This is a genomic window from Nonomuraea sp. NPDC005650 (assembly GCF_040605375.1).
In the GTDB taxonomy this organism is placed as follows: Bacteria; Actinomycetota; Actinomycetes; order Streptosporangiales; family Streptosporangiaceae; genus Nonomuraea.
This window is the reverse complement of record NZ_JBEXCR010000037.1, coordinates 48,470-70,104: the sequence shown is the minus strand read 5'-3', so window position 1 is coordinate 70,104 and position 21,635 is coordinate 48,470. Positions and strand designations below refer to the sequence as shown.

Annotated in this window: 21 protein-coding genes; 10 read left to right on the top strand and 11 right to left on the bottom strand. The window is 73.5% G+C overall.

Going from position 1 to position 21,635, the window contains the following annotated elements; translation table 11 throughout:
• Positions 1–2: 2 nt before the first annotated feature.
• From ABZS69_RS47105 to ABZS69_RS47085, 5 genes are all read right to left on the bottom strand, one after another.
• Positions 3–314 (bottom strand): hypothetical protein, encoded by a 312-nt coding sequence (locus tag ABZS69_RS47105; RefSeq protein ID WP_355385187.1) that lies wholly within the window; start codon positions 312–314, stop codon positions 3–5.
• Between the two features lie 167 nt (positions 315–481).
• Complete coding sequence (locus ABZS69_RS47100; protein ID WP_355385184.1) at positions 482–877, bottom strand: hypothetical protein; 396 nt, start codon at positions 875–877, stop codon at positions 482–484.
• Positions 878–909: 32 nt separating this feature from the next.
• The gene (locus ABZS69_RS47095) at positions 910–1,554 is read right to left on the bottom strand and encodes a response regulator transcription factor (RefSeq protein WP_355385181.1); all 645 of its coding nucleotides are present in this window, start codon (positions 1,552–1,554) and stop codon (positions 910–912) included.
• Positions 1,545–2,630: a histidine kinase gene (locus tag ABZS69_RS47090; RefSeq protein ID WP_355385178.1), complete on the bottom strand. Its 1,086-nt coding sequence runs from the start codon at positions 2,628–2,630 to the stop codon at positions 1,545–1,547. The genes ABZS69_RS47095 and ABZS69_RS47090 overlap by 10 nt, the downstream gene beginning before the upstream one ends.
• Complete coding sequence (locus ABZS69_RS47085; RefSeq protein WP_355385175.1) at positions 2,614–3,231, bottom strand: DedA family protein; 618 nt, start codon at positions 3,229–3,231, stop codon at positions 2,614–2,616. Before ABZS69_RS47085 ends, ABZS69_RS47090 begins: the two co-directional genes overlap by 17 nt.
• 101 nt (positions 3,232–3,332) lie before the next feature.
• Between ABZS69_RS47085 and ABZS69_RS47080 the strand changes: the two genes are divergently transcribed.
• Positions 3,333–6,062 (top strand): DEAD/DEAH box helicase, encoded by a 2,730-nt coding sequence (locus tag ABZS69_RS47080; protein WP_355385172.1) that lies wholly within the window; start codon positions 3,333–3,335, stop codon positions 6,060–6,062.
• Positions 6,059–7,174, top strand: coding sequence for an SWIM zinc finger family protein (locus ABZS69_RS47075; RefSeq protein ID WP_355385169.1), 1,116 nt, complete (start codon positions 6,059–6,061; stop codon positions 7,172–7,174). Before ABZS69_RS47080 ends, ABZS69_RS47075 begins: the two co-directional genes overlap by 4 nt.
• Positions 7,175–7,206: 32 nt before the next feature.
• Here the strand turns inward: ABZS69_RS47075 and ABZS69_RS47070 are convergent, their stop codons facing one another.
• Complete coding sequence (locus ABZS69_RS47070; RefSeq protein ID WP_355385166.1) at positions 7,207–8,112, bottom strand: LysR family transcriptional regulator; 906 nt, start codon at positions 8,110–8,112, stop codon at positions 7,207–7,209.
• Positions 8,113–8,183: 71 nt separating this feature from the next.
• Here ABZS69_RS47070 and ABZS69_RS47065 point away from each other — a divergent pair, with 71 nt between their 5' ends.
• Positions 8,184–8,873: a gamma-glutamyl-gamma-aminobutyrate hydrolase family protein gene (locus ABZS69_RS47065; protein ID WP_355385163.1), complete on the top strand. Its 690-nt coding sequence runs from the start codon at positions 8,184–8,186 to the stop codon at positions 8,871–8,873.
• Between the two features lie 8 nt (positions 8,874–8,881).
• Here the strand turns inward: ABZS69_RS47065 and ABZS69_RS47060 are convergent, their stop codons facing one another.
• From ABZS69_RS47060 to ABZS69_RS47045, 4 genes are all read right to left on the bottom strand, one after another.
• Complete coding sequence (locus ABZS69_RS47060) at positions 8,882–9,310, bottom strand: SRPBCC family protein (RefSeq protein ID WP_355385160.1); 429 nt, start codon at positions 9,308–9,310, stop codon at positions 8,882–8,884.
• A 53-nt stretch (positions 9,311–9,363) separates the two neighbouring features.
• Positions 9,364–10,695 (bottom strand): serine hydrolase domain-containing protein, encoded by a 1,332-nt coding sequence (locus ABZS69_RS47055; protein WP_355385157.1) that lies wholly within the window; start codon positions 10,693–10,695, stop codon positions 9,364–9,366.
• An 18-nt stretch (positions 10,696–10,713) separates the two neighbouring features.
• Positions 10,714–12,267, bottom strand: coding sequence for a hypothetical protein (locus ABZS69_RS47050; RefSeq protein ID WP_355385154.1), 1,554 nt, complete (start codon positions 12,265–12,267; stop codon positions 10,714–10,716).
• 69 nt (positions 12,268–12,336) lie between these two features.
• The gene (locus ABZS69_RS47045) at positions 12,337–12,708 is read right to left on the bottom strand and encodes a helix-turn-helix domain-containing protein (protein ID WP_355385151.1); all 372 of its coding nucleotides are present in this window, start codon (positions 12,706–12,708) and stop codon (positions 12,337–12,339) included.
• Positions 12,709–12,812: 104 nt separating this feature from the next.
• Between ABZS69_RS47045 and ABZS69_RS47040 the strand changes: the two genes are divergently transcribed.
• Positions 12,813–13,553: an SDR family oxidoreductase gene (locus ABZS69_RS47040; protein WP_355385149.1), complete on the top strand. Its 741-nt coding sequence runs from the start codon at positions 12,813–12,815 to the stop codon at positions 13,551–13,553.
• Here ABZS69_RS47040 and ABZS69_RS47035 read toward each other — a convergent pair.
• Entirely contained in the window at positions 13,532–14,656 is a 1,125-nt protein-coding gene (locus ABZS69_RS47035; RefSeq protein WP_355385146.1) for a sigma-70 family RNA polymerase sigma factor, read from the bottom strand. The genes ABZS69_RS47040 and ABZS69_RS47035 overlap by 22 nt on opposite strands.
• Positions 14,657–14,878: 222 nt before the next feature.
• Between ABZS69_RS47035 and ABZS69_RS47030 the strand changes: the two genes are divergently transcribed.
• The 6 genes from ABZS69_RS47030 (at position 14,879) to ABZS69_RS47005 (ending at position 21,590) form a co-directional block, all read left to right on the top strand.
• Positions 14,879–16,633, top strand: coding sequence for an FAD-dependent oxidoreductase (locus tag ABZS69_RS47030; protein ID WP_355385143.1), 1,755 nt, complete (start codon positions 14,879–14,881; stop codon positions 16,631–16,633).
• 236 nt (positions 16,634–16,869) lie between these two features.
• A complete protein-coding gene (locus ABZS69_RS47025) occupies positions 16,870–17,622 on the top strand; it encodes an SDR family oxidoreductase (protein ID WP_355385140.1) in 753 nt (250 codons plus the stop codon).
• A gap of 155 nt (positions 17,623–17,777) precedes the next feature.
• Complete coding sequence (locus ABZS69_RS47020; protein ID WP_355385137.1) at positions 17,778–18,569, top strand: methyltransferase domain-containing protein; 792 nt, start codon at positions 17,778–17,780, stop codon at positions 18,567–18,569.
• Complete coding sequence (locus tag ABZS69_RS47015; protein WP_355385134.1) at positions 18,566–18,814, top strand: hypothetical protein; 249 nt, start codon at positions 18,566–18,568, stop codon at positions 18,812–18,814. The genes ABZS69_RS47020 and ABZS69_RS47015 overlap by 4 nt, the downstream gene beginning before the upstream one ends.
• A gap of 12 nt (positions 18,815–18,826) precedes the next feature.
• Positions 18,827–20,581 (top strand): ferritin-like domain-containing protein, encoded by a 1,755-nt coding sequence (locus ABZS69_RS47010; RefSeq protein WP_355385131.1) that lies wholly within the window; start codon positions 18,827–18,829, stop codon positions 20,579–20,581.
• 124 nt (positions 20,582–20,705) lie between these two features.
• Entirely contained in the window at positions 20,706–21,590 is an 885-nt protein-coding gene (locus ABZS69_RS47005; RefSeq protein ID WP_355385128.1) for an RNA polymerase sigma-70 factor, read from the top strand.
• Positions 21,591–21,635: the final 45 nt, after the last annotated feature.

Genomic DNA, 21,635 nt, shown 5'->3' with positions numbered 1-21,635 from the left:
CCTCACCGGTGGTGGCGGCCGAGCAGATGAGCAGGACGTCGGGCGAAGTGGGCGAGGGCTTCGGCGGGGTCCGGGCTCACGAGGCGTTCCAGACCGGCCGTCGTGATCTCCGCCCACCTGCCGGCCCGTGCCCACATCTGTTCCTCGAAGGCGCGGACGGCCTCGTCCAGATCTCCAGGGTCGGCAGAGATGGTCTCGGCGAGTTCGGCGCCCTCCAGCATCGCGAGGTTCGCGCCCACCCCCAATGGGGGCATCAGGTGGGCGGCGTCGCCCAGGAGCGTCACCCCGGGGACGTGGGTCCAGGTGTGGGACACGGGCAGGACGTAGAGGGGCGGTGGACGAAAGCGGCGCCGTGGTGGAGGAGGTCGACTACGGCGTAATCATGAAGACCGGCCTGAGCCGCCGACTCGCCCCGTGCCGCTCGACCGGGAGCCACCGTCCACGGCGCCGACATCACGCCACCGAACGCCTGAAGGAGGGCTCAGCGGCCGCCCGTGAACGGGGGCTCGCCCTCCTTGAGGGCGCGGAAGCGCAGGGCCGACCACACCTCGTCCACCGCCACCTGCCCGTTGGGCCGCAGCCCGTACTCGCCCACGATGGGCCAGAGCGTGTCGCGGTTGATGTCGGCCTTGTTCCCCTTGGGATAGGCGATCCACAGCACCGGCGGTTCGGTCACCTGGTCGCGATGGCGGTCCAGGAGCCGCCGCACCGAAGCGGCGTCGGCGGCGAAGACGAGCGCCACGTCCGCCTCCTTGAGGTCCGCGACGTGTGCGGCGCCCTCGGGCAGCGGCCCGAGGAGCGGCAGGTGGGCGGCGTCGGAGATCCACACCCGGGACTCCGGTTTGATGAGCAGCTTGGCCGCGGCGGTCTTCGTCATGACGGGTTCGACTCCTTGTCGGTGGAATGGGGTCAGGACTCCAGGAAGTGCAGCACAGCCAGTACGCGGCGGCTGTAGCCGGTCGTGTGCGACAGCCGCAGCTTGTCGAACAGCGAGTTCACGTGCTTCTCCACCGCGCTCTGCGACACGTGCAGCGCCTGGGCGATCGAGGCGTTGGTCAGCCCCTGCGCCATGCGTTCCAGCACCTCCCGCTCCCGCGCCGTCAGCCGGGCCAGCGGGTCCACCTGGCTGGTGCGGGCCAGCAGTTGCCGCACCACCTCGGGGTCGAACGCCGCTCCGCCCGCGCCGACGCGCTCCAGCGCGTCCAGGAAGTCGCCGACCTGCGCCACCCGGTCCTTGAGCAGGTAGCCGACGCCCTCGACGTCCGCGCTCATCAGCTCGGTGGCGTACCTTTTCTCCACGTACTGCGACAGCACCAGCACCCTCACCGCGGGCCAGCGCCGCCTGATCTCCAGCGCCGCCCGCAGGCCCTCGTCGGTGTGGGTCGGCGGCATGCGCACGTCCACTACCACGATGTCCGGCCGGTGCTCGGCCACCGCGGCGACCAGCGCGTCGCCGTCGCTGACGGCGGCCGGCACCTTGTGGCCCTCCTCCAGCAGCAGCCGCACCAGGCCCTCGCGCAGCAGCGTGGAGTCCTCGGCCAGGATCACCCGCACGGCAGCACCGCCGTGATCGTGGTCGGCCCGCCGGCCGGGCTGTGCACCTCGAAGCCGCCGTCCAGCGCCGCCACCCGCCTGGCCAGCCCCGACAGTCCGCCGCCCGTGGCCTGGGCGCCGCCCTCGCCGTCGTCTCGCACCCGTACGAGCACCGCGGCGTCCTCCTCGTGCACCTCGACCATGATGAGCGTGGCGCCGGAGTGCTTGGCGGCGTTGGTGACGGCCTCGCACACCACGAAGTACGCCGCCGTCTCCACCGCCATCGGCGGCCGACGCCGCAGGTCGCAGGTTACCTTGACCGGGACGCCGGACCGTTCGGCCACCCCCGCCAGCGCCTCACCCAGGCCCAGGGTGTCCAGGCCGCTGGGATAGACCCGCCAGGCCACCTCGCGCAGCTCGGCCAGCGCCTGCTGCGCCTCCTGGTGGGCCTGCTCCAGCAGTTCGGCCCGGCCCCGCTTGGCCCGCCCGACCAGCATCGACAGCGCCACCAGGCGCTGCTGCAGGCCGTCGTGCAGGTCGCGTTCGATCCGGCGGCGTTCGGAGTCCACGGCGGCCACGATGCCGGCGCGGCTCTCGGACAGCTCGGCGATCCTGCGTTCGAGGGCCCGGGTGGGGTCGGGGCCGAGCATGCGCAGCGCCAGCCGCCGTTCCAGCGCGTGCACGCCCACCACGCCCGACAGGTCCAGGAACAGCAGGACGATCCCGCCGACCGCCAGGTAGGCGACCAGCGGGAGCGAGGGCGCCATCCCGTCGAAGCGCTCGCCGCGCGCCCAGGCGGTGAGCAGGAGGACGCCGGTCCAGATCCCGTACACGAGCAAGGTGATCACCAGCCCGCCCAGCACCCCGACCGGGACGCGGGCGGCCAGGTAGGGCACGGGTCTGCCGTCCTGGAGGGCAGCGGGGTCCAGGCGCAGGCGGCGGGCCTCCAGGCGGGCCAGCCGGCGGGCCGCGGCGGCCACGTTCGGGTTGCCCAGCAGGGGGAGCGTCAGCACCAGGAAGATCAGCTCGGCCGGCGCGGTGACGGCGCCCAGCGCCACCGCGCCCAGCAGCCGCAGCCCCTCAGCGGCGACTCGCATGCCTGCCCTTGCGCCGCTCGGCCAGCCGCACCCCGACGAACACCACCAGCGCCAGCACCACCAGCGCGATCACCACGTTGGTGCCGACGCCCACGTACGCCTCCACCACCGACCAGTTGTCGCCCAGCAGGTAGCCGGCCATCACGAAGATGGTGTTCCAGATCAGGCTGCCGGTGGCCGTCAGCAGGGTGAACGGCACCATCGGCATCCGTTCGACACCCGCCGGCACGGAGATGAGGCTGCGGAAGATGGGGATCATCCGCCCGAAGAACACCGTCTTGCGGCCGTGCTTGAGGAACCACGCCTCGGTCTTCTCGATGTCGGACGTCTTGACCAGCGGCAGCTTGGCGGCGATGGCCAGCGTGCGCTCGCGGCCCAGCAGCGCCCCCACCCAGTACAGCGCCAGCGCCCCGATCACCGAGCCGAGCGTCGTCCACACCAGCACGTCCAGCAGGTCCATCTCGCCCCTGGCCGCGGTGAAGCCCGCCAGCGGCAGGATCACCTCGCTGGGCAGGGGAGGGAAGAGGTTCTCCAGCGCGATCGCGAGCCCGGCCCCGGGCGCGCCGAGCGCCTCCATCAGTCCAACCAGCCAATCAGTCATGGGCTCAAGGGTAGGGAAGATCAGATATGCCCGGAATGAGGCGGACTTCCGGCCGCGAGGTGCGGTAAACCTCACCCCTACGTACCGTACACTGTACGGCCGTGAGCTTCTCGACGGATCTGGCCCAGCACGCGGCAGTCTTCCAACCCGGCGACCCACCCAGGTCCGGCCAGGTGACCTTCCTCGACCCGGACGGGCCCTCGGTCGTGACGGTGGCCGAGGAGCACGACGGCGCGGTGCGCACGCGCGAGGTCGCGGCCACCCTCGTCCCGGTGGGGGAAGCGGTGGCGGCGCTGGCCAGGGCGCGCATGGACCCGCGGGCCCACCCGGCGACCCGCTTCTGGGGCGCGGCCGCGCTGGTGGCGCTCCAACTTGTCACCCGGGGCCGCATCCTGCCGGGCGTGTCGGCGGGCGAGCACGACTCGTGGCGCGCGGGCCCGCTGGACGCCGCCGACATCCAGCGGGTACGCGAGCTGGCCGCCGCCATGCCCGCCGCGGCCCGCGCCATCCCCCTCCAACCGGGCCCAATGCCGAAGCTGCCGGAGGCCGAGCCGCTCGTGCGCGCGTTCCTCGACGCGGTCGCCGACGCGATGCCGCGCTCGCCCGGCGCCGTACGGGCCACCGGCACCACCGCCTTCGCCGCCGCCGGACCCGTCAAGGTGGCGCACCTGCGCCCCTGGGCCGAGGAGGTCGCGGCCGGCCTCGACTCGGGCGTGCGGCTGTCGCTGCGCCTGGAGGCCGACGATCTGGCCGCCGCCGAGTTCCGCGCGGTCGTCCAGCTGCACAGCCTGGCCGACCCCTCGCTCATCGTCGACGCGGCCGACCTGTGGCAGGGCCGCGAGGAGGGCTTCGGCCCGCGCGCCAGGATCGAGGCCACGCTGGCCGTGCGCCGGGCCGCCCGCACCTGGCCACGCCTGGAACGGCTGCTCGACAGCCCCGTCCCCGACGAGCTCACCCTCACCGACGGCGACGTCGAGCAGCTGCTCGCCGGCGCCGCCGAACGCCTTGCCGCCGCCGGCGTCGAGGTGCACTGGCCCAAGGCCCTGGTACGCGGCCTGAGCGCGCGCGCCGTCGTCGGCGAGCGCGACGACAAGCCGTCCGACCTGCCGTCGTTCCTCGGCGGGCAGCACCTGGCCAGCTTCAACTGGCAGCTCGCGCTCGGCGGCGAGCGCCTGAGCGCGGCCGAGATGGACCGGCTGGCCGAGGCCCACCGCCCGGTGGTGCGCCTGCGCGACCAGTGGGTGCTCATCGACCCCGACCTGGCCCGCAAGGCCCGCCAGCGCGACCTCAAACCCCTGACCGGCATCGAGGCGCTGGGCGCCGCGCTGACCGGCTCGGTCGAGGTCGAGGGCGAGCAGGTCGCCGTGGAGCCCACCGCCTGGCTGCGCGAGCTGCGCGAACGCCTGGCCCAGCCCGCCGACGCCGCCTCTCCGGAAGGGCTGGCGGCCACCTTGCGCGACTACCAGCTGGCCGGGCTGCGCTGGCTGGCCCAGATGACCTCGCTCGGGCTGGGCGGCTGCCTGGCCGACGACATGGGCCTGGGCAAGACGATCACGCTGATCGCCCTGCACCTGCACCGGGCCGGTGCCGGTGAAGGGGCCGGGCCCACGCTCGTGGTCTGCCCGGCCTCGCTGCTGGGCAACTGGGAGCGGGAGATCGGCAGGTTCGCGCCGGGCGTGCCGGTGCGCCGCTTCCACGGGGCGCAGCGCACGCTGCCCGATGAGGGGTTCGCGCTGACCACGTACGGCACCATGCGCCTGGACGCGGCCCGCCTGGCCGCGCACCCGTGGGGGCTGGTGGTGGCCGACGAGGCCCAGCACGTCAAGAACCCCGTCTCCGGCACCGCCAAGGCCCTGCGCGAGATCCCGGCCGCGGCCCGCGTCGCGCTGACCGGCACCCCCGTGGAGAACAACCTGTCGGAGCTGTGGGCCATCCTCGACTGGACCACGCCGGGGCTGCTGGGCCCGCTGGGCAGGTTCAGGGCGCGGTGGGCCAAACCCGTCGAGTCGGGCGACAGCCAGGCGGCCGAGCGCCTGTCGCGGCTGGTGGGGCCGTTCCTGCTGCGGCGCCGTAAGAGCGATCCCGGCATCGCGCCCGAGCTGCCGCCCAAGACCGAGACCGACCGCCCGGTCGCGCTCACCACCGAGCAGGCCGGTCTGTACGAGGCCGTCGTACGCGAGAGCATGGCCCAGATCGCCGACGCCCGCGGCATGGCCAGGCGCGGCCTGATCGTCAAGCTGCTGACGGGGCTCAAGCAGATCTGCAACCACCCCGCCCAGTACCTGCGCGAGGCCGCGCCGCGCCTGCCCGGCCGCTCGGGCAAGCTGGAGCTGCTGGACGAGCTGATCGACACCATCGTGGCCGAGGACGGCGCGGTGCTGGTGTTCACCCAGTACGTCACCATGGCCCGCCTGCTGGAACGCCACCTGACCGCCAGGGGCGTGGCCAGCCAGCTCCTGCACGGCGGCACCCCGGTCGCCCGCCGCGAGGAGATGGTCGAGCGCTTCCAGGACGGCCGGGCGCCGGTGTTCCTGCTGTCGCTGAAAGCCGCCGGCACCGGCCTGAACCTCACCCGCGCCGACCACGTCATCCACTACGACCGCTGGTGGAACCCCGCCGTCGAGGACCAGGCCACCGACCGCGCCTACCGCATCGGCCAGACCCGGCCCGTCCAGGTCCACCGGCTGATCGCCGAAGGCACGATCGAGGACCGCATCGCCGAGATGCTCGGCGCCAAACGCGCGCTGGCCGAGGCCGTGCTGGCCTCCGGGGAAGCCGCCCTGACCGAGCTGACCGACGCCGAACTCGCCGCCCTCGTGGAGCTCAGATGACCGATGCCCGCGGCTTCGCCGCCTTCCCTCCCCAGCGCGCCGGCGCCCGTTTCGCCACCTCCTGGTGGGGGCGGGCCTGGGTCAAGGCCATGGAGGACACCTCACTGGACCAGGTGCTGCTGCGCAAGGGCCGCGCGTACGCCAAGACCGGCCAGGTCGGCCCCATCACCGTCAGCCCCGGCCGCATCGCCGCCGTGACCGAGAGCGAGTACGACACCGTCGTGCGCGTCGAGCAGCTCGGCGACGCCGCCTGGGAACGTTTCCTCGACCAGGTGGCCGCCAAGAGCGGGCACATCGCGGCCCTGCTCGACCGGGACATGCCGCACGACCTGGTGGAGGCCGCCGAGGACGCCGCCGTGCCGCTGCTGCCGGCCGTCGGCGACCTGGAGCCGGAGTGCTCGTGCCCGGATTGGGGGCATCCGTGCAAGCACGCGGCCGCCCTGTGCTACCAGGCGTCGTGGCTGCTGGACGCGGACCCGTTCGTGCTGCTGCTGATGCGCGGGCGCGGCGAGCGGGAGCTGCTGGAGGCCCTGCAAGGGCGCCAGGCCCCGGCCCCGCCGGGCGTGGCCGTGGGGATGCTGGCGGTGGAGGCGTTCGCGGCGGGCGTGCCCGCGCTGCCCGAGCCCCCGCCGCTCGACGTCGCCTTCGCCCCGCCCGTGCTGGACCCGGCGCCGGGTGTGGACGTGGCCGCCCTGGCGGTGCTGACGGCCTCGGCCGCCTGGCGGGCGCGTCAGCTGCTGCTGCACGGGCGGCTGCCGGAGCTGTCGGAATATCAGGACCGGGTGCGCCTGGCCGCCGAGCACGACCTGGACCTCGGGCTGGAGGCGGCAGTGCGGGCGTGGCGGTACGGCGGCGCGGACGGCCTGGAGGTGCTGGAGCACGCCTGGACGCCGCCCCGCCAGGACCTGGCCAGGGCGCAGGCCCTGCTGGCGGCCGGGTGGGAGGGCGAGCACCCGCCGGCGGTGGAGTCCTGGCGCAACCGCTGGACCCTCGGCCCCCTGCAGCTGCGTTACGGCCGCGACGGCCGCTGGTATCCCTTCACCCGGGTGGAGGGCGAGTGGTGGCCCGCCGGCCCGCCGGAACGCGACCCGGCGGCGCTGGTCAGCGCGTGAGCCGTCAGGCGCGGCGGCGATAGGCGGCGCTGTCACCCTGACAGGACGGCGGCCAGGTCGGCGGCCGGGCCTGGGGGAAGGGCGCCGTGCAGCAGCTCGACGCGGTGCACCAGCCGGGGCGCGGCCAGCGGCACCCCGCACGCGGCCGCCGCGTCCCCGGCCGCCGCATCCCCGGGCAGGGCCGCGCTGGGCAGGGTGGAGGCGGGCAGGAGGGTCAGGCCGTGGTCGGCGGCCACCAGGTTGAGCACGGTGTGCACGTTGTCCCCGTGGTAGTCCAGCCCGACGGGGAACCCATCGCCCACCAGGTCGCGCAGCCGGGCCAGCGGGCACAGCGGGGTCTGCAGCCAGCGCGCGTCCACCAGGTCGGCCAGTCCCAGCGCCGCCCGCCCGGCCAGGGGATGGCCGGCGGGCAGGGCCACGACCAGCTCCTCCTCGCTCACCCCGACGGTCGTCATCGGCCCGGCGTCCGGCAGGCGCAGCGGGTCGGACGGGGCGGCCAGGCCGTCGGCCAGGCCCAGCTCGGCCCGCCCTTCGGCGACCATCGCGACGACCTGGTCGCCTCCGCAGGTGTGCAGGCTCACCTCCAGGCGGGCGTTGCCGGCGCGCGCCCGCGCCAGCCGGGCGGCCACGACGGGGTTGACGGCCAGCGGGGTGGCGGCCAGCCGCAGCCGGTGCCCGGGCCGGGCTGCGGCGCGCAGCACGTCGGCTCGGGCCGCGCGCAGGCGCAGCAGCAGCGGCCCGGCGTGCTCCAGCAGCCGCCGGCCGGCCTCGGTGGGCTCGACCGGGCGGCGCAGCAGCAGGGGCAGGCCGAGGTCGGTCTCCAGGGCGGCGATCTGCTGGGAGACGGCCGACTGGGTGTAGCCGAGCTCGGCGGCGGCCGCGGAGAAGGAGCCGTGCCGGGCGACGGTCACGAACGTGGTCAGCAAGTGAGGGTCCATCAGTGATGCTTATAGCAGGTGCAGGAATCATCGTTGGCGCTTAACCCGGGGCGGCGGTCAGGATGAGGGGCATGAGAATCGCCCTTGTGGGGGATCGGTCCCCCAGTGTTCGTTCGCATGCCCGGATTCCGCTGGTCGTCGAGACGTTGCGGGAGCGGGACGGCATCGCGCTCGACCCGTACTGGATCTCCACCACCGACGTGTCCGGTCTGGAGGGTTTCGACGGCATCTGGGTCGTGCCCGGGAGCCCGTACCGGGACGAGGCGGGCGCGGTGGAGGCGGCGCGGGTCGCCCGGGAGCACGGGATCCCGTTCCTGGGCACGTGCGCGGGGTTCCAGCACATGCTGCTGGAGTTCGCGCGGCACGTGTGCGGGCTGGACGTGGCGCACGCCGAGAACGAGCCGGACGCGCGTGACTTCCTGCTGACGCCGATGGCGTGCTCGCTGGCCGGGCACGAGGGGCGGGTGCGGATCACGCCCGGCACGCTGATGGAGCAGATCATGGGCGTGCCCGCCACGATGGAGTCCTACATCTGCTCCTACGGCCTGAACGAGACCTACACCCGGGCGCTGACCGGGCACGGGCTGGTGTTCTCCGGGCACGCCGACGACGGGACGGTGCGGGTGGCCGAGCTGCCCGGTCACCCGTTCTTCCTGGCCACGTTGTTCCAGCCGGAGCTGTACGGGGACGGGCGGCGCCCGCACCCGGTGATCTCGGCCTTCGCCGCCGCGGTCGCCCGCCAGGCGGTGCGCACGGGCTGACCCGCCGTCTAGGTTCGGGGGTTCAGCAGGCCGGACAGGTTGCGCAACGAGTGGCGCAGGAGCGCGACGGCGACCGGGCGGGCGAACGGCCACAGGGCCCGGCCCAGCGGCCCGAACGGCAGTCGCAGGCGCTCGGCCCAGATGACGCGGCTGCCGCCGTCCTGGGCCCGGATCCGGATGGCGCCGTGGCCGCGGACGAGCCGGCCCGTGTGGGTGACCCGCACCAGGGACGGGGGCTGCCAGGTCGTGATCGTCATGGTGTCGAGGAATCCGAACGGCCGCACTCCGGTGTAGGCCTCGACGGTGTGTTCGCCGACCTGGCGGGCGTCGGTCATGAACATCCACTCCCGGTGCCGGCGCCAGTCGGTGATCAGCGCGAACACCTGCTCCGGCGGTGCCTGGAGGTGGACGGCGGCGCCCGCGTACACGTACGTCATCGGTCGTGGGCCCGCTCGACGGCGCGCCCGCGGGCGTGGCGGGCGGCGGGCTTTCAAGCGTGCCAGTCGCCGGCCCCGCCCGGCACCGGCGCCTGCGGGTCGTAGGGGGTGCGGGTGAAGATGAAGGTGTTGAGGTCGAGGTGGTCGGCGGCCACCCGCAGCGTCTCCCCGGCGTAGTAGCCGTCGAGTCCGAGCCACGTCCCGTCGGCCTGCGGCACGAACCGTGAGGCCCGCCCGCCGCCCGCGACCGGCTCCAGCCACAGGGCGCGCTCGGGCAGCAGCCGCAGCGTGTACGGCTTGGGCCCCCAATGCCACAGCCCGGTCAGCGCCAGCAGGGCGGGGTCGGCGGCGACCGGCTGCCATTCGTCCGGCAGGCGCGGCTCGTACTCCTCCAGGATGTCCAGCAGGTCGGTCAGCAGCGAGCCGGTCATCCCCGAGGTGGTGTTGGCCATGAACAGCACCCCCACCCCGTCGGCCGGGTCGGCCCACACCGTGGACACGAACCCCGGCATCGACCCCGAGTGCCCCGCCAGGCGCCGCCCGCCGGTGCGGGACAGCTGCAGGCCCAGCCCGAACCCGCCGGTCCAGGCGTCGCCGTCGTCCACCCCGACCGGCTCGCGCATCTCGGCCAGCGTGTCGCCGCACAGCACCCCGGCGGTGTCGCCGCCCAGGAAGGCCGCCCACCGGGCCAGGTCGTGCGGCGTGGACCACAGCTGCCCGGCCGGGCCCATCGCCTCGGCGTCGTGCTCCGGCTCGGCCAGCACCACGTCGGCGTAGGGGTGGACGGCGTATCCGGTGGCGTGCGGGGCGCGCGGCCGGGCGGTGGTGTCGTTCATGCCGAGCGGGTCGAGCACCTCCGACTGCAGCGCCTTGAGCCAGGTGGTGCCGCGCAGCCTGGCCACCAGCTCGCCCAGCAGGGCGAAGCCGACGTTGGAGTAGTGGAAGCGGCGCCCCGGCCGGTGCTTGAGCTCCTCGGGCCCGAGGCGTTCCAGCAGGTCGGCGACGGGCAGGCCGGGGGTGCGCTCCCACCAGGCGGTGGGCGGCTCGGCGGTCAGGCCGGCGGTGTGCGACAGCAGCTGGGCGATGCTCAGGTGGCCCAGCGACGTGCCCGGCAGGTGCTCCTGCAGCGGGTCGGACAGCCGCAGCGCGCCCTCGTCGCGCAGCCGCATGACCACGACGGCGATCATGCTCTTGGTGATCGAGCCGATCCGGTACTGGGTGGCCTGGGTCGGCGGCGCGCCGTCCACCCGGCCGCGCCCGCCGAACCACGCCGCTCTCCCGTCACGCACGATCGCCGCCGCCAGCGACGGCACCCTGCATTCGGCCTGTTCGACGGCCAGTCTGCGCAGCAGAGCGCGCGCCGTCGCGTGTCCCACCTGGCTCATGAGCGACAACATTAGCCGTTAGACGAGCACCAGCCGCGGGCCTATCAGCTCGCCCTGGTGCGGCTGCGGATGGGCCTGGTCGTGGTAGTAGTGGCCGGCGTACCAGACCACGACGTTGGTGCCGTCCAGGCTCTCGCCGTTGAGGAAGCGGTTGATCGCGGCGCGGTCGCGCGGGCCGGGGTTGCCGTCGTCGAGCTCGCGGGGGTGGTGGCGCAGGAACCACAGGTCCGACACTCCGTAGGCGTCGGCGGTGCCGTCGAAGTCGCCGGGGTGGATCTGGTAGCCGCGGCCCGAGGACTTGTCGCGCACCTGCCAGTACAGGGCGGGGTGGCGGCGTTTGCGGGAGGTCTCGCGGATGATCGGCACGGGTTCGGGGATGATCGAGCCGGTGTCGTCGATCTGCTCGACCACGTCGTTGCCGGCGCCCTCGATGTCGAAGTCGAGTCGCCAGTAGGCGTGGTGGCGGTGCACCATGCACGTCATCGGGTTGGCGGTGGCGGCGAACCCGAAGCGGGGGCTGATGTCGCCGTTGTCGGCCAGGCGCCAGTCGCTGGCGTAGCGGTACCAGCCGGCGGCCAGTTCGCTGACGATCCGCAGCTCCTCGCCGTCGTGGTGGAAGGCCACGCCCTGGAAGTCGCCGGCGTCGGTGGAGGGGCGTTCCAGGATGGTACGGGGCGGGCTGTCGCACAGCCGCCACCCCCACCCGACCGGGTCGGTGCCGGCCGCGCTGAAGCGGGTCTCGAAACTGGCGTCGTCGCGGAAGGTCGTGCCCTCCTCGTATTCGACGTTCAGGACGGGCACGTGGGCCTGGCGCAGCACGAGCCGGCCGCGGTAGCGCACGTCGCGCAGCTCGACGCCGCCGCCCACGCCGGGGTTCTGCGGGGCCGAGGCGCGCGGGCGCACCACCAGCAGGTTCCACAGCTCGGTCTCGCCGCGGTGCACGCGTACCCGTACCTGGTCGGGGCCGCCGCGGTCGGCCAGCGCGTCGACGCCCTCGGGGACGGTGTGCTCGCAGTCGTGGTGCATGCGGACGTTGATCCCGGACGGGGTCCAGTCGACGGCGCGGTTGACCAGGTCGACGGCGACGATGCGGTGGCGCAGCCCGGTGGGTTCGCCGGGGGTGTAGAGGCCGAGGGCAGGGCGGCGCACGGTGGTGCCGTCGGGGTTCTCCAGGTCGGCCAGCGGCGGCATGGGCCGGTAGACGACCACGTCCTGGCCGGCCGGGAAGCGCGCGTCGGCGCGCAGGATCTCGGCGGCGGCGGCCAGCTCCGCGCGGCTGGGCGGCGGCCGGTGGGCGCTGGGGCGCAGCTCGGCGCGTTCGGGCCGGTCGAGGGTGCCGCGCAGCTCGACGGCGCGGTTGCCCACCGGGTCGAACACGGTGGCCTGGAACGGGGCGTTCTCGCCGGGGTCGTGGCCGAGGCCGGGCGCGAAGGCCACGGCGAGCCTGCCGGGGTCGGCGACCTCGAGCGCGGCCAGCGCGTCGGGGTGCTCGGCGACGGCTTGGCGCAGCTGCTGTGCGGTCAGGCCCGCGCGGGGGACCGCCTCGATCGTGACGCGTACATCGTCGCTCATGAGCGCTCTCCTGGGCGCGGCTGGTCGGCAAGGGCCGCTGGTGCGTTATCGGGCCCAGGCGCCGCGACGTTAGCCTGCGCCGGCCGTCGGGAGCTCCCGGTCGTAGGAGTCCTGGGCGGCCAGGATGTCGCCCGCGTGGTCGCGCACCCAGTCGAACAGTGATCGCAGCGACTCGGTGACCCCTTCGCCGAGCCCGGTCAGGGCGTAGCTGACCTGCGGCGGCGTGGACGGTGTGACCGTCCGGCGGACGAAGCCGTCGCGCACGAGGGTGCGCAGGGTCTGGGACAACATCTTCTCGCTGACGCCCTCGATCTTCGTACGGAGCTGGTGGAAGCGCAGCGGCCCGTCCCGAAGGGCCGTGAGCACGAGCACCGCCCACCGGCCGGCGACGTGGTCGAGCACCATGCGCGCCGGGCAGTCCCTGTGAAACGCGTCACCCATCCGTCCCGCCGCCCTTCCGCGACCTGAGCGCCGACCTGCCGGTGCGGAGCTTACCATCAGGTATGCCCTTACCAATGGAAAGCCCAGCCTTTATGGTCGGCGGCATGGAACGGATCGCACTCATCACCGGCGCGGGCCGCGGCATCGGCGCGGCGACGGCGCTGGATCTGGGCGGGCGCGGCTACCGGGTGATCGTCAACTACCGCTCCGACGCGGCGGCGGCCACCTCGGTGCTCAAGCGGATCGAGGCCGCCGGGGGCACGGGGCGGGCCGTGCGGGCGGACGTCTGCGATCCGGCCGAGGCCGCGGCGCTGGTCGACGGCTGCCCCCGGCTGGACGTGCTGGTCTGCAACGCCAACATCCGCCCGCCGTTCGGCCCGCTGGCGGGGATGTCCTGGGAGGACTTCGCCGGCAAGGTCACCGGCGAGCTCGCCGCCGTCTACCACGTCACACGCCGGGTCCTGGCCCTCATGGGCGAGCAGGGGCGCGGGGGCCGGATCGTGTACGTCTCCAGCCTCAGCGCCGGCCTGACCCGTCCCGGGGCGATCGCGCACGCCAGCGCGAAGGCCGCCCTGGACGCCTTCGCCCGGCACGTCGCCATGGAGGCGGGCCCCGCGGGGATCGCGGTCAACGTCGTGGCGCCCGGCGCCGTGCGCACCGAGGCGACCGCGGCGATGCGCACCCCCGAGGTGGAGCGGGCGCTGGCGCGGCGTTCCGTCCTGGGCCGCATGCTCGAACCCGAGGACGTGGCCGCCGTGATCGGCTCGCTCGTGGACGGCGGGTTCGGCGCGGTGACGGGGGCGCACCTCCCGGTGGACGCCGGTCATCGCGTGCTGCCCACATAGGCCCGGCTCGGGCCGCTCCCCGCGGCGGCGCAGTGTCCGACGAGCGGGTGCGGCCGTGCCGCTAGGGTGTCGCGAAAAACGGACCTGGCGGCTCGCATGCTGCACGACCGGATCGCCGGCACCCGGGTCGTTCGCGACCTGCTGTGATGCGCACAGCTCCCGATCTTCAAATGGACAGCGGGCGCGGCATCTACGGTGGTCTGTGTCGTGCCGGCCGCCGTCCCGATCATGACCGCGGCCGGAGGGCGTGATGCAGTGCGTCGCCAGAGCCCGCAGGTCGCCTGCTCCGGCGAGTCGTGGAACCGGCGGCCCGGTAACGGATCCGGCGCCGTGAGCAGCGTGGCGGTCCGGCCGTTCGTACGGGTCCAGCACGCCTCGGCTCCGGCCCAGAGGTGACCGGCGAACGCCTTGGCGTACGTCGCCACCCGCGACGCGCCCGCCGCAGGGGTGCGCACGCCGTCTTCGCGGTGGCCGGTCACGTCCGCGGCGAACAGCTCCTCCAGCGCGGCCATGTCGCCCAGGCGGGCGGCGACGACGAAGGCCGCCAGCAGCCGGCGCTGTTCGGCTCTGGTCACGGGCGTGCGGCGTTCGACGAGCACGCGTTTGCGGGCCCTGCAGACCAACTGGCGCACCGCCGCCTCGCTGAGCCGGACGATGCCGGCGATCTGCCGGTAGGGGTAGTCGAACGCCTCCCGCAGCACGTACGCGGCCCGTTCGGCGGGTGAGAGCCGCTCCAGGAGCAGCAGCACGGCCAGTTCCAGGGCCTCGCCGCGCTCGGCGCCCAGGTAGGGGTCCGCGCCGGTGTCGGCGGGTTCGGGCAGCCGCGGGCCCGCGCAGGTCTCGCGGCGGACGCGTGCGCACTTGGTGACGTTGATCGCCAGCCGCGTGGTCACCGTCGCCAGAAACCTGGCGGGGCTGTCCACCGTGGCGCGGTCGTAGGCCTGCCAGCGCATCCACACGTCCTGCACCAGGTCCTCGGCTTCGGCGGTGCTGCCCAGCATCTGGTACGCGATCCCGAACAGGCGCGGCCGCACGCCGGTGAACACCGCCACCGCCTGGTCGAGATCGCCCGGACAGCCTGATCCAGGATCGGCCAATGCCATCGCCCCCCGCTCCGGAGGTCTCCCAGCTACCCGTTGAGCAGCGGGGACAGGCCGGCGGCGAGGTACAGGCCAGGAAGATTTCCCGCCAGGAGCGGCGGCGCGGGCGGGCCCGCGCTCCCCGGCCTCGTACAGAGGGCCGCCCTGCCATGGATGTCACAAATCGCGCCGCTATCCGGTCTTGCTCCCGTAACGGCTTTTCCTCAATGCGGCCAAAGGAGCACCATGCACGCGCCAGAGAAACGGCCAGAAAGTCGGCCAGAGAATCGGATCGCCACGTCCGTCCTGGTCATCGGCACCGGCGGAGCCGGGCTGCGGGCCGCCATCGAGCTCGCCGAGCGCGGGGTCGGCGTCCTGGCCGTGGGCAAACGGCCGAAGGCGGACGCCCACACCTCGCTCGCGGCCGGCGGCATCAACGCGGCGCTGGCCACGATGGACGCCGAGGACACCTGGCAGCAGCACGCCGCCGACACCCTCAAAGAGAGCTACCTGCTCGCCAACCCCGAGACGGTGCGGATCGTCACCCAAGGGGCGGCGCGGGGCATCGAGGACCTCGAACGCTGGGGCATGCCGTTCGCCCGCGAGCAGGACGGCCGCATCTCCCAGCGCTTCTTCGGCGCCCACACCTACCGGCGCACCGCCTTCGCCGGCGACTACACCGGGCTGGAGATCCAGCGCACCCTGATCAACCGCGCGGCGCAGCTCGAGGTCCCCATCCTCGACACCGTCTACATCACGCGCCTGCTCGTCCGCGACAACGCGGTCTTCGGCGCGTACGGGTTCGACCTGTCCGACGGCACCCGCTATGTCATCCATGCCGACGCGGTGATCCTGGCCGCCGGCGGTCACACCCGGATCTGGCGGCGTACCTCCTCGCGCCGGGACGAGAACACCGGCGACTCCTTCCGCCTGGCCGTCCTGGCCGGTTGCCGCATCCGCGACCCCGAACTGGTGCAGTTCCACCCCTCCGGCCTCATCTCTCCCGAGAACGCGGCCGGCACCCTGGTCTCCGAGGCGGCCCGGGGCGAGGGCGGGATCCTGCGCAACCAGCTCGGCGAACGCTTCATGTCCCGCTACGACCCGGAGCGGATGGAGCTGTCCACCCGCGACCGCGTCGCGCTGGCCGCCTACACCGAGATCAAGGAAGGCCGGGGGACCCCGGACGGCGGCGTGTGGCTGGATGTGTCGCACCTGCCCCGCGAGACGATCATGAAGCGGTTGCCGCGCGTCTACCAGACGCTGCTGGAGCTGCAGATGCTCGACATCACCCAGAAGCCGATCGAGATCGCGCCGACCGCGCACTACTCGATGGGCGGCGTCTGGGTGCGGCCCGAGGACCACGGCACGGGCGTCGAGGGCCTGTACGCGATCGGCGAGGCGGCCAGCGGCCTGCACGGCGCCAACCGCCTGGGCGGCAACTCGCTCATCGAGCTGCTCGTCTTCGGCCGCATCGTCGGCCAGGCGGCGGCCGAGCATTCGGCCGGCCTGGAGGCCCAGCGCCGCTCGGCCGAGGCGCTCGATGCGGCGCGGGCCGAGGTGGACGAGCTGCTGGCGGCCGATGGCCCCGAGAACGTGCGTGCCCTGCAGCGGGCCCTGCGCGACCTCATGACCGAGCATGCCGGCGTGGTACGCGAGGAGAGCGGCCTGCGCAAGGGCCTGGCCGAACTCGACGCCGTGGAGGCCCGCATGGCCGAGGTCGGCGTGCATCCGGACCTCGCCGGCTTCCAGGACCTGGCCCACGCCTTCGACCTGAAGTCCGCGGCGCTGGCCGCCCGCGCGACGGTGGAGACGGCGCTCGAGCGTCGCGAGACCCGCGGCTGCCACAACCGTTCCGACTACCCCGATCTCGACCCCGCGCTGCAGGTCAACTTCGTGTGGTCCGGCCCCGGATCGGTGGAGCGGGAGCCCATCGCGCCGATCCCCGCCGAGATCGCGGCGCTCATGCGCGAGGTCTCCACCGCCGGAAAGCTCGTCGAGTAGGGCCCGGCGGCGATCATCCAGGTCCGGCGGCCGTAACGAGCTCTTCGCGCCGCCCCGGCTTGGCCGCAAGCCCGATGCCGGCGCCGTTCCGGCCGCGGCTCTTGATCGTTGCCGACGATGTCACCCGCAGCCTTGGAAAAGAAATTCCGCCGGGCCTGTCACAAGCGCGGAGGCTGCCCTGTCTTAGCTGGCGACCGGCCGAGTACGCCGGCGGACAGAAAGCAGGGGGATTTGTCGTGAAGATTGTGGTGATCGGGGGGAGCGGCCTGATCGGGTCGAAGCTGGTGGCCAAGCTGGGGGAGCACGGTCACGAGGCGGTGGCGGCCTCGCCGAGATCCGGGGTGAACACCCTCACCGGTGAGGGCCTGGCCGAGGTGCTGGCGGGGGCGCAGGTGGTGGTGGACGTGTCGAACTCGCCGTCGTTCGAGCCCGCGGCGGTGATGGAGTTCTTCGAGACCTCCACGCGTAACCTGCTGGCCGCCGAGGCCGAGGCGGGGGTCGGCCATCACGTCGCGCTGTCGGTGGTGGGCACCGAGCGGATGCCGGACAACGGGTACTTCGCGGCGAAGATCGCCCAGGAGCAGCTGATCGAGAAGTCGGGGATCCCGTTCTCGCTGGTGCACGCCACGCAGTTCTTCGAGTTCATCCGCGGCATCGCCGACGACGCCACCGACGGCGCCACCGTGCGCATCGCGCCCGTGCTGTTCCAGCCCATGGCGGGCGAGGACGTCGCCCAGGCGGTGGGCCGGGTGGCCGCCGGGCAGCCGCTCAACGGCCGGGTCGAGGTGGCCGGGCCCGAGCAGACCCGGATGGACGAGTTCTTCCGCGACGCGCTGGCCGCCTGGGGCGATTCGCGCACGGTGGTCACCGACCCGCAGGCGACCTACTTCGGCGCCGTACCGAGCGAGCGCACGCTCGTGCCCGGCGAGGACGCCAGGCTCGGCACGATCCGCTACCGCGACTGGCTCGCGCAGAACGCGGCCAGGTAGCCCCGCACCGGCACCATGCCGTGCCAACCCGGCAAACCCATGCCCGCCCTGGTCGAGGAGGAGGAACCGGCCCGGCGCGAGTACCGCCGCGTGGCGCGCCCAGCCTGAGCGCGCACGACCACAAACCCCACGACGGAAACGACAGGAGTGCTGTTTTGACCCCTTTGGCGATGGTCGCCGAGTTCGATGACGTGGCCGGCTGGACCGCCGACGCCGTCGAACAGCTCGGGGAGCGGCACGCCATCCCGGCCGCCTGCCGTGGCAGCGCGAGCCCGGCCGCCCTGGCCTGGCTGGCCGAGGCGTGCGAGCTGGCGCCCGGCGTCAGGCTGCTGGACGTGGGCGCCGGCGCCGGCGGCCCCGCCGCCTGGGCCGCGGAGCGGTTCGGCGTCCGGCCGATCCTGGTGGAGCCGATGCCGGCCGCCTGCCGGGCCGCCGTCCGGCTGTTCGGGCTGCCGGTCATCACGGCCGACGGGCGGCGCCTTCCGCTGCGTACGGGCTCGGCCGACGCCGCCTGGTGCCTGGGAGTGCTGTGCACCGTACAGGACAAGGCCGCGGTGCTCGGCGAGATCCACCGGGTGCTGAAGCCCGGCGCCCGCCTGGGGCTGCTGGTGGTCGTCGCCCGGGGCCCGCAGCGTCTTCCGATCCCGGACGGCAACCACTTTCCCACCCGGCGCGAACTGCGCGCGCTGCTCACCGGCGCCGGGTTCGACATCGTCGAGGAGATCGCCCGGCCGAGCCAGGCGCCGCGGTCATGGTCGCGCCGGGCCGAGCAGGTCGCCGCGGTCGTCGCCACCCGCCACCGGGCCGAGCCCGCCTACGCGCTGGCGGCGCACCAGGGTGAGCGCTTCACCCGCCTGTTCGCCTCCGGCCAGATCGACGCACGGCTGATCCACGCGGTCAGCCGCCCTGCCGCAAACCCCTTCAAACCCCCCGCGGAGGAACGATGAGCGCTCCCGACGGTGACGACGCATTCCTGTACGAGCTCCAGGTCGAGGTGGAGGCCGAGGTGACCCTGGTCGAGTCGAGCCATCCGGAGGAGGTCGCCGAGCTGCCGGTCACCGACTGGCTGTTCGACCCGGCGGAGGCCGAGCGCGAGGAGATCGGCCTGCGCGGCCTGCTGGACGCGGTCGAGGTCCTGCAAGAGGAGCACCAGCCCGGCGATGCCGCTGAGACCCCCGTTTCCGACAGTTAAGGCCCGACATTCATGACACACGGCTCCACGGCACGGATCGACACCCTCGACAGCCTGCGCGAGCATCTGCAGTGGGCGATCGAGCTGGAACACGCGACCTTGCCGCCGTACCTGTGCGCGCTGTACTCACTCGACCCGCAGCGCAACCCCGAAGCCGTCGAGGTCGTGGGCAGCGTCTTCGTCGAGGAGATGCTGCACCTGGCGCTGGCGGCGAACCTGCTCAACGCCGTCGGCGGCCGCCCCCTGCTGGACGCGCCGCAGCTGCTCCCGCCGCATCCCCGGCCGCTGCCGCACGGGGACCGCTCGCTGGAGTTGTCGCTAGTTCCCTTCGGGCCGCAGGCCCTTGAGATGTTCCTGCGCCTGGAGCGGCCGGCGCCGCCCGGCGCGCCGGCGGAGGGCGACGCCTACGAGACCATCGGGCAGTTCTACGCCGCCATCGCAGACGGGCTGCGCCGGCTGTGCGAGCGGCTCGGCGAGCAGACGGTCTTCTGCGGCGACCCGGCCCGCCAGGTGGGCGCCGAGCACTTCCGGCACACCGCCGGCCGCCTGGTCCAGGTCGTCGACCTGGCTTCGGCGCTGGCGGCGCTGGAGGAGATCGTCGAGCAGGGCGAGGGCACCGCCCGCGGCGGAGTCTGGGACGGCGACCAGGACGTCTTCCACCCCGAACGCGAAGAGGTCGGGCACTACTACCGGTTCCAGGAGCTCAAGCTCGGCCGGCGGTATCAGCGGGGCGACACCCCGCAGTCCGGTCCCACCGGCGAGAAGATCTCGGTGGACCCGGCAGGCGTACACCCGATGCGCCACAACCCGCGCCTGTCCGACCACCCTGCGGGCAGCGCGATCAGGACCGCGCAGGAGGAGTTCAACCACACCTACTGCGCGGTCCTGCACCTGCTGGAGCGGGCCTTCAACGGCAGCCCCAAGCTGCTCGGGGTCGCCACCGGCACCATGTACGCGCTCAAGGCCCAGGCCCAAGCCCTGATGCGGATGCCCGAGCAGGACAGCGCCATGGCCGGGCCCACCTTCGAATACGTGGCCCCCGAGCAGCGCCGGTGGAGCGTCGGCGACCGGCAGCGGATCGTCGTGCTGCGCGACGGCCCGTACCTCGTGTACGGCGGCGTCCCCCTCAGACGCAAACGCAAGATCGTCTCCGCGGAGAAGCACGCGCTGACCTGGAAGACCGGCCAGCCGCTGGAGACCGAGGACACCTACGCGCTGTGCCGCTGCGGCCACTCGGCGTCCAAGCCGTTCTGCGACGGGACCCACGCCGTGATCGGGTTCGACGGCACCGAGAGCGCCGGCCTCCAGCCGTACAAGGAGCTGCAGCACGTGCACGACGGGGTGGGCATCTCGGCGCAGCGGGTGGGGGAGCTGTGCGTCCACGCCGCCTTCTGCATCGGGCGCACCCGGCCGATCGCCGCCATGCTCGCCGACACCGGCGACAGCGACGTACGCGCCGACATCATGGGCCGCATCGACCACTGCCCCTCCGGCTCCTACAGCTACGCCCTCGAACGCGGCGGCGAGAGCATCGAGGCCGACCTCCCGCAGGCCGTCTCCGTCCTGGAGGAGGAGGACGGGCTGGCCGGCGCGCTGTGGGTGACCGGCAAGGTGCCGGTCCTGCGCTCGGACGGCCTGCCGCTGGAGACCCGCAACAGGATGACGCTGTGCCGCTGCGGCCACTCCGGCAACAAACCGCTGTGCGACGGCACCCACCGGGAGATCGGCTTCCGCGAGGAACCGCCACAGCCCGGACCAACACCATGACCGCACGAGGCCCTGAACACCGCGAAGGCGCCCGCATGAACACCGCGGCGCAGCCCGTCGTCGTCCCGGCCCACGCGACGGATCGCCGGCCGGCCGGGAATCGAGAGCGAAGGCACCGGTAACCATGCACACCAAACCCCTGGAACAGGCCGCCTCCGCCTTCGTCGAGCTGCGCCCGCGCCTGTTCGGCATCGCCTATCGGATGCTCGGCAGCGTGACGGAGGCCGAGGACATCCTTCAGGAAGTCTGGTTGCGCTGGCAGAACACCGACCGCTCGGCCGTCGAGAGCCCCTCGGCCTTCCTGTCGTTGGTCACCACGCGCCTGGCCATCAACGTCGCCCAGTCCGCCCGTTCGCGGCGCGAGACCTACATCGGGCCCTGGCTGCCCGAGCCCGTCGACACCAGCATGGACCCCACGCTGGGCGCCGAACGGGGCGAGGCGCTCGAACTCGCCTTCCTGCTGCTGCTCGAAAGGCTCACCCCGACCGAGCGGGCCGCGTACGTGCTGCGCGAGGCGTTCGTCTACCCCTACCAGCAGATCGCCGACATCCTCCAGCTCAGCCCGGTCAACGCCCGCCAGCTGGTCAGCCGCGCCCGCAAGCGCCTGACCGCCGAACGCCACGAGCCCATCGACAAGATCGAGCATCGGCGCCTGCTGTCGGCCTTCATCGACGCCGCCCAGACGGGGAACATCGCCGCCCTCGAAGACCTCTTCGCCGCCGACGTGGTCAGCTCCTCCGACGGCGGCGGCCTGCGGGGGGCGGCGCGATTCCCCCTGCTGGGCAGCGAGCGCGTGACGAAGTTCCTCGCCGCCTACGCGCCGCGCTTCTGGCCCGGCGCCACGATGCGGTGGGTCGAGGTGAACGGCCGCGCCGCCGTGCTCGTGCCGCGCAACCGCACCGAGGTCACCCTGCTCACCATCGAGGCCTCGCCGCAGGGCATCCACCACCTCATGTGGATCGTCAACCCGGCCAAACTCGGCGCGTTCACACCCTCCCGCGCGCGCTAGAGTCCGCGGCCTCCGCGACGGTCGCCTCGCGCTCGGCCTGCGGTG

What these genes read in the sequence shown, in the direction of transcription:
- ABZS69_RS47100 (WP_355385184.1), bottom strand. Translation starts at nt 877, where the DNA reads ATGACGAAGACCGCCGCGGCCAAGCTGCTCATCAAACCGGAGTCCCGG.
- ABZS69_RS47090 (WP_355385178.1), bottom strand. Translation starts at nt 2,630, where the DNA reads ATGCGAGTCGCCGCTGAGGGGCTGCGGCTGCTGGGCGCGGTGGCGCTG.
- ABZS69_RS47085 (WP_355385175.1), bottom strand. Translation starts at nt 3,231, where the DNA reads ATGACTGATTGGCTGGTTGGACTGATGGAGGCGCTCGGCGCGCCCGGG.
- ABZS69_RS47075 (WP_355385169.1), top strand. Translation starts at nt 6,059, where the DNA reads ATGACCGATGCCCGCGGCTTCGCCGCCTTCCCTCCCCAGCGCGCCGGC.
- ABZS69_RS47070 (WP_355385166.1), bottom strand. Translation starts at nt 8,112, where the DNA reads ATGGACCCTCACTTGCTGACCACGTTCGTGACCGTCGCCCGGCACGGC.
- ABZS69_RS47065 (WP_355385163.1), top strand. Translation starts at nt 8,184, where the DNA reads ATGAGAATCGCCCTTGTGGGGGATCGGTCCCCCAGTGTTCGTTCGCAT.
- ABZS69_RS47060 (WP_355385160.1), bottom strand. Translation starts at nt 9,310, where the DNA reads ATGACGTACGTGTACGCGGGCGCCGCCGTCCACCTCCAGGCACCGCCG.
- ABZS69_RS47055 (WP_355385157.1), bottom strand. Translation starts at nt 10,695, where the DNA reads ATGAGCCAGGTGGGACACGCGACGGCGCGCGCTCTGCTGCGCAGACTG.
- ABZS69_RS47050 (WP_355385154.1), bottom strand. Translation starts at nt 12,267, where the DNA reads ATGAGCGACGATGTACGCGTCACGATCGAGGCGGTCCCCCGCGCGGGC.
- ABZS69_RS47045 (WP_355385151.1), bottom strand. Translation starts at nt 12,708, where the DNA reads ATGGGTGACGCGTTTCACAGGGACTGCCCGGCGCGCATGGTGCTCGAC.
- ABZS69_RS47040 (WP_355385149.1), top strand. Translation starts at nt 12,813, where the DNA reads ATGGAACGGATCGCACTCATCACCGGCGCGGGCCGCGGCATCGGCGCG.
- ABZS69_RS47035 (WP_355385146.1), bottom strand. Translation starts at nt 14,656, where the DNA reads ATGGCATTGGCCGATCCTGGATCAGGCTGTCCGGGCGATCTCGACCAG.
- ABZS69_RS47030 (WP_355385143.1), top strand. Translation starts at nt 14,879, where the DNA reads ATGCACGCGCCAGAGAAACGGCCAGAAAGTCGGCCAGAGAATCGGATC.
- ABZS69_RS47015 (WP_355385134.1), top strand. Translation starts at nt 18,566, where the DNA reads ATGAGCGCTCCCGACGGTGACGACGCATTCCTGTACGAGCTCCAGGTC.
- ABZS69_RS47010 (WP_355385131.1), top strand. Translation starts at nt 18,827, where the DNA reads ATGACACACGGCTCCACGGCACGGATCGACACCCTCGACAGCCTGCGC.
- ABZS69_RS47005 (WP_355385128.1), top strand. Translation starts at nt 20,706, where the DNA reads ATGCACACCAAACCCCTGGAACAGGCCGCCTCCGCCTTCGTCGAGCTG.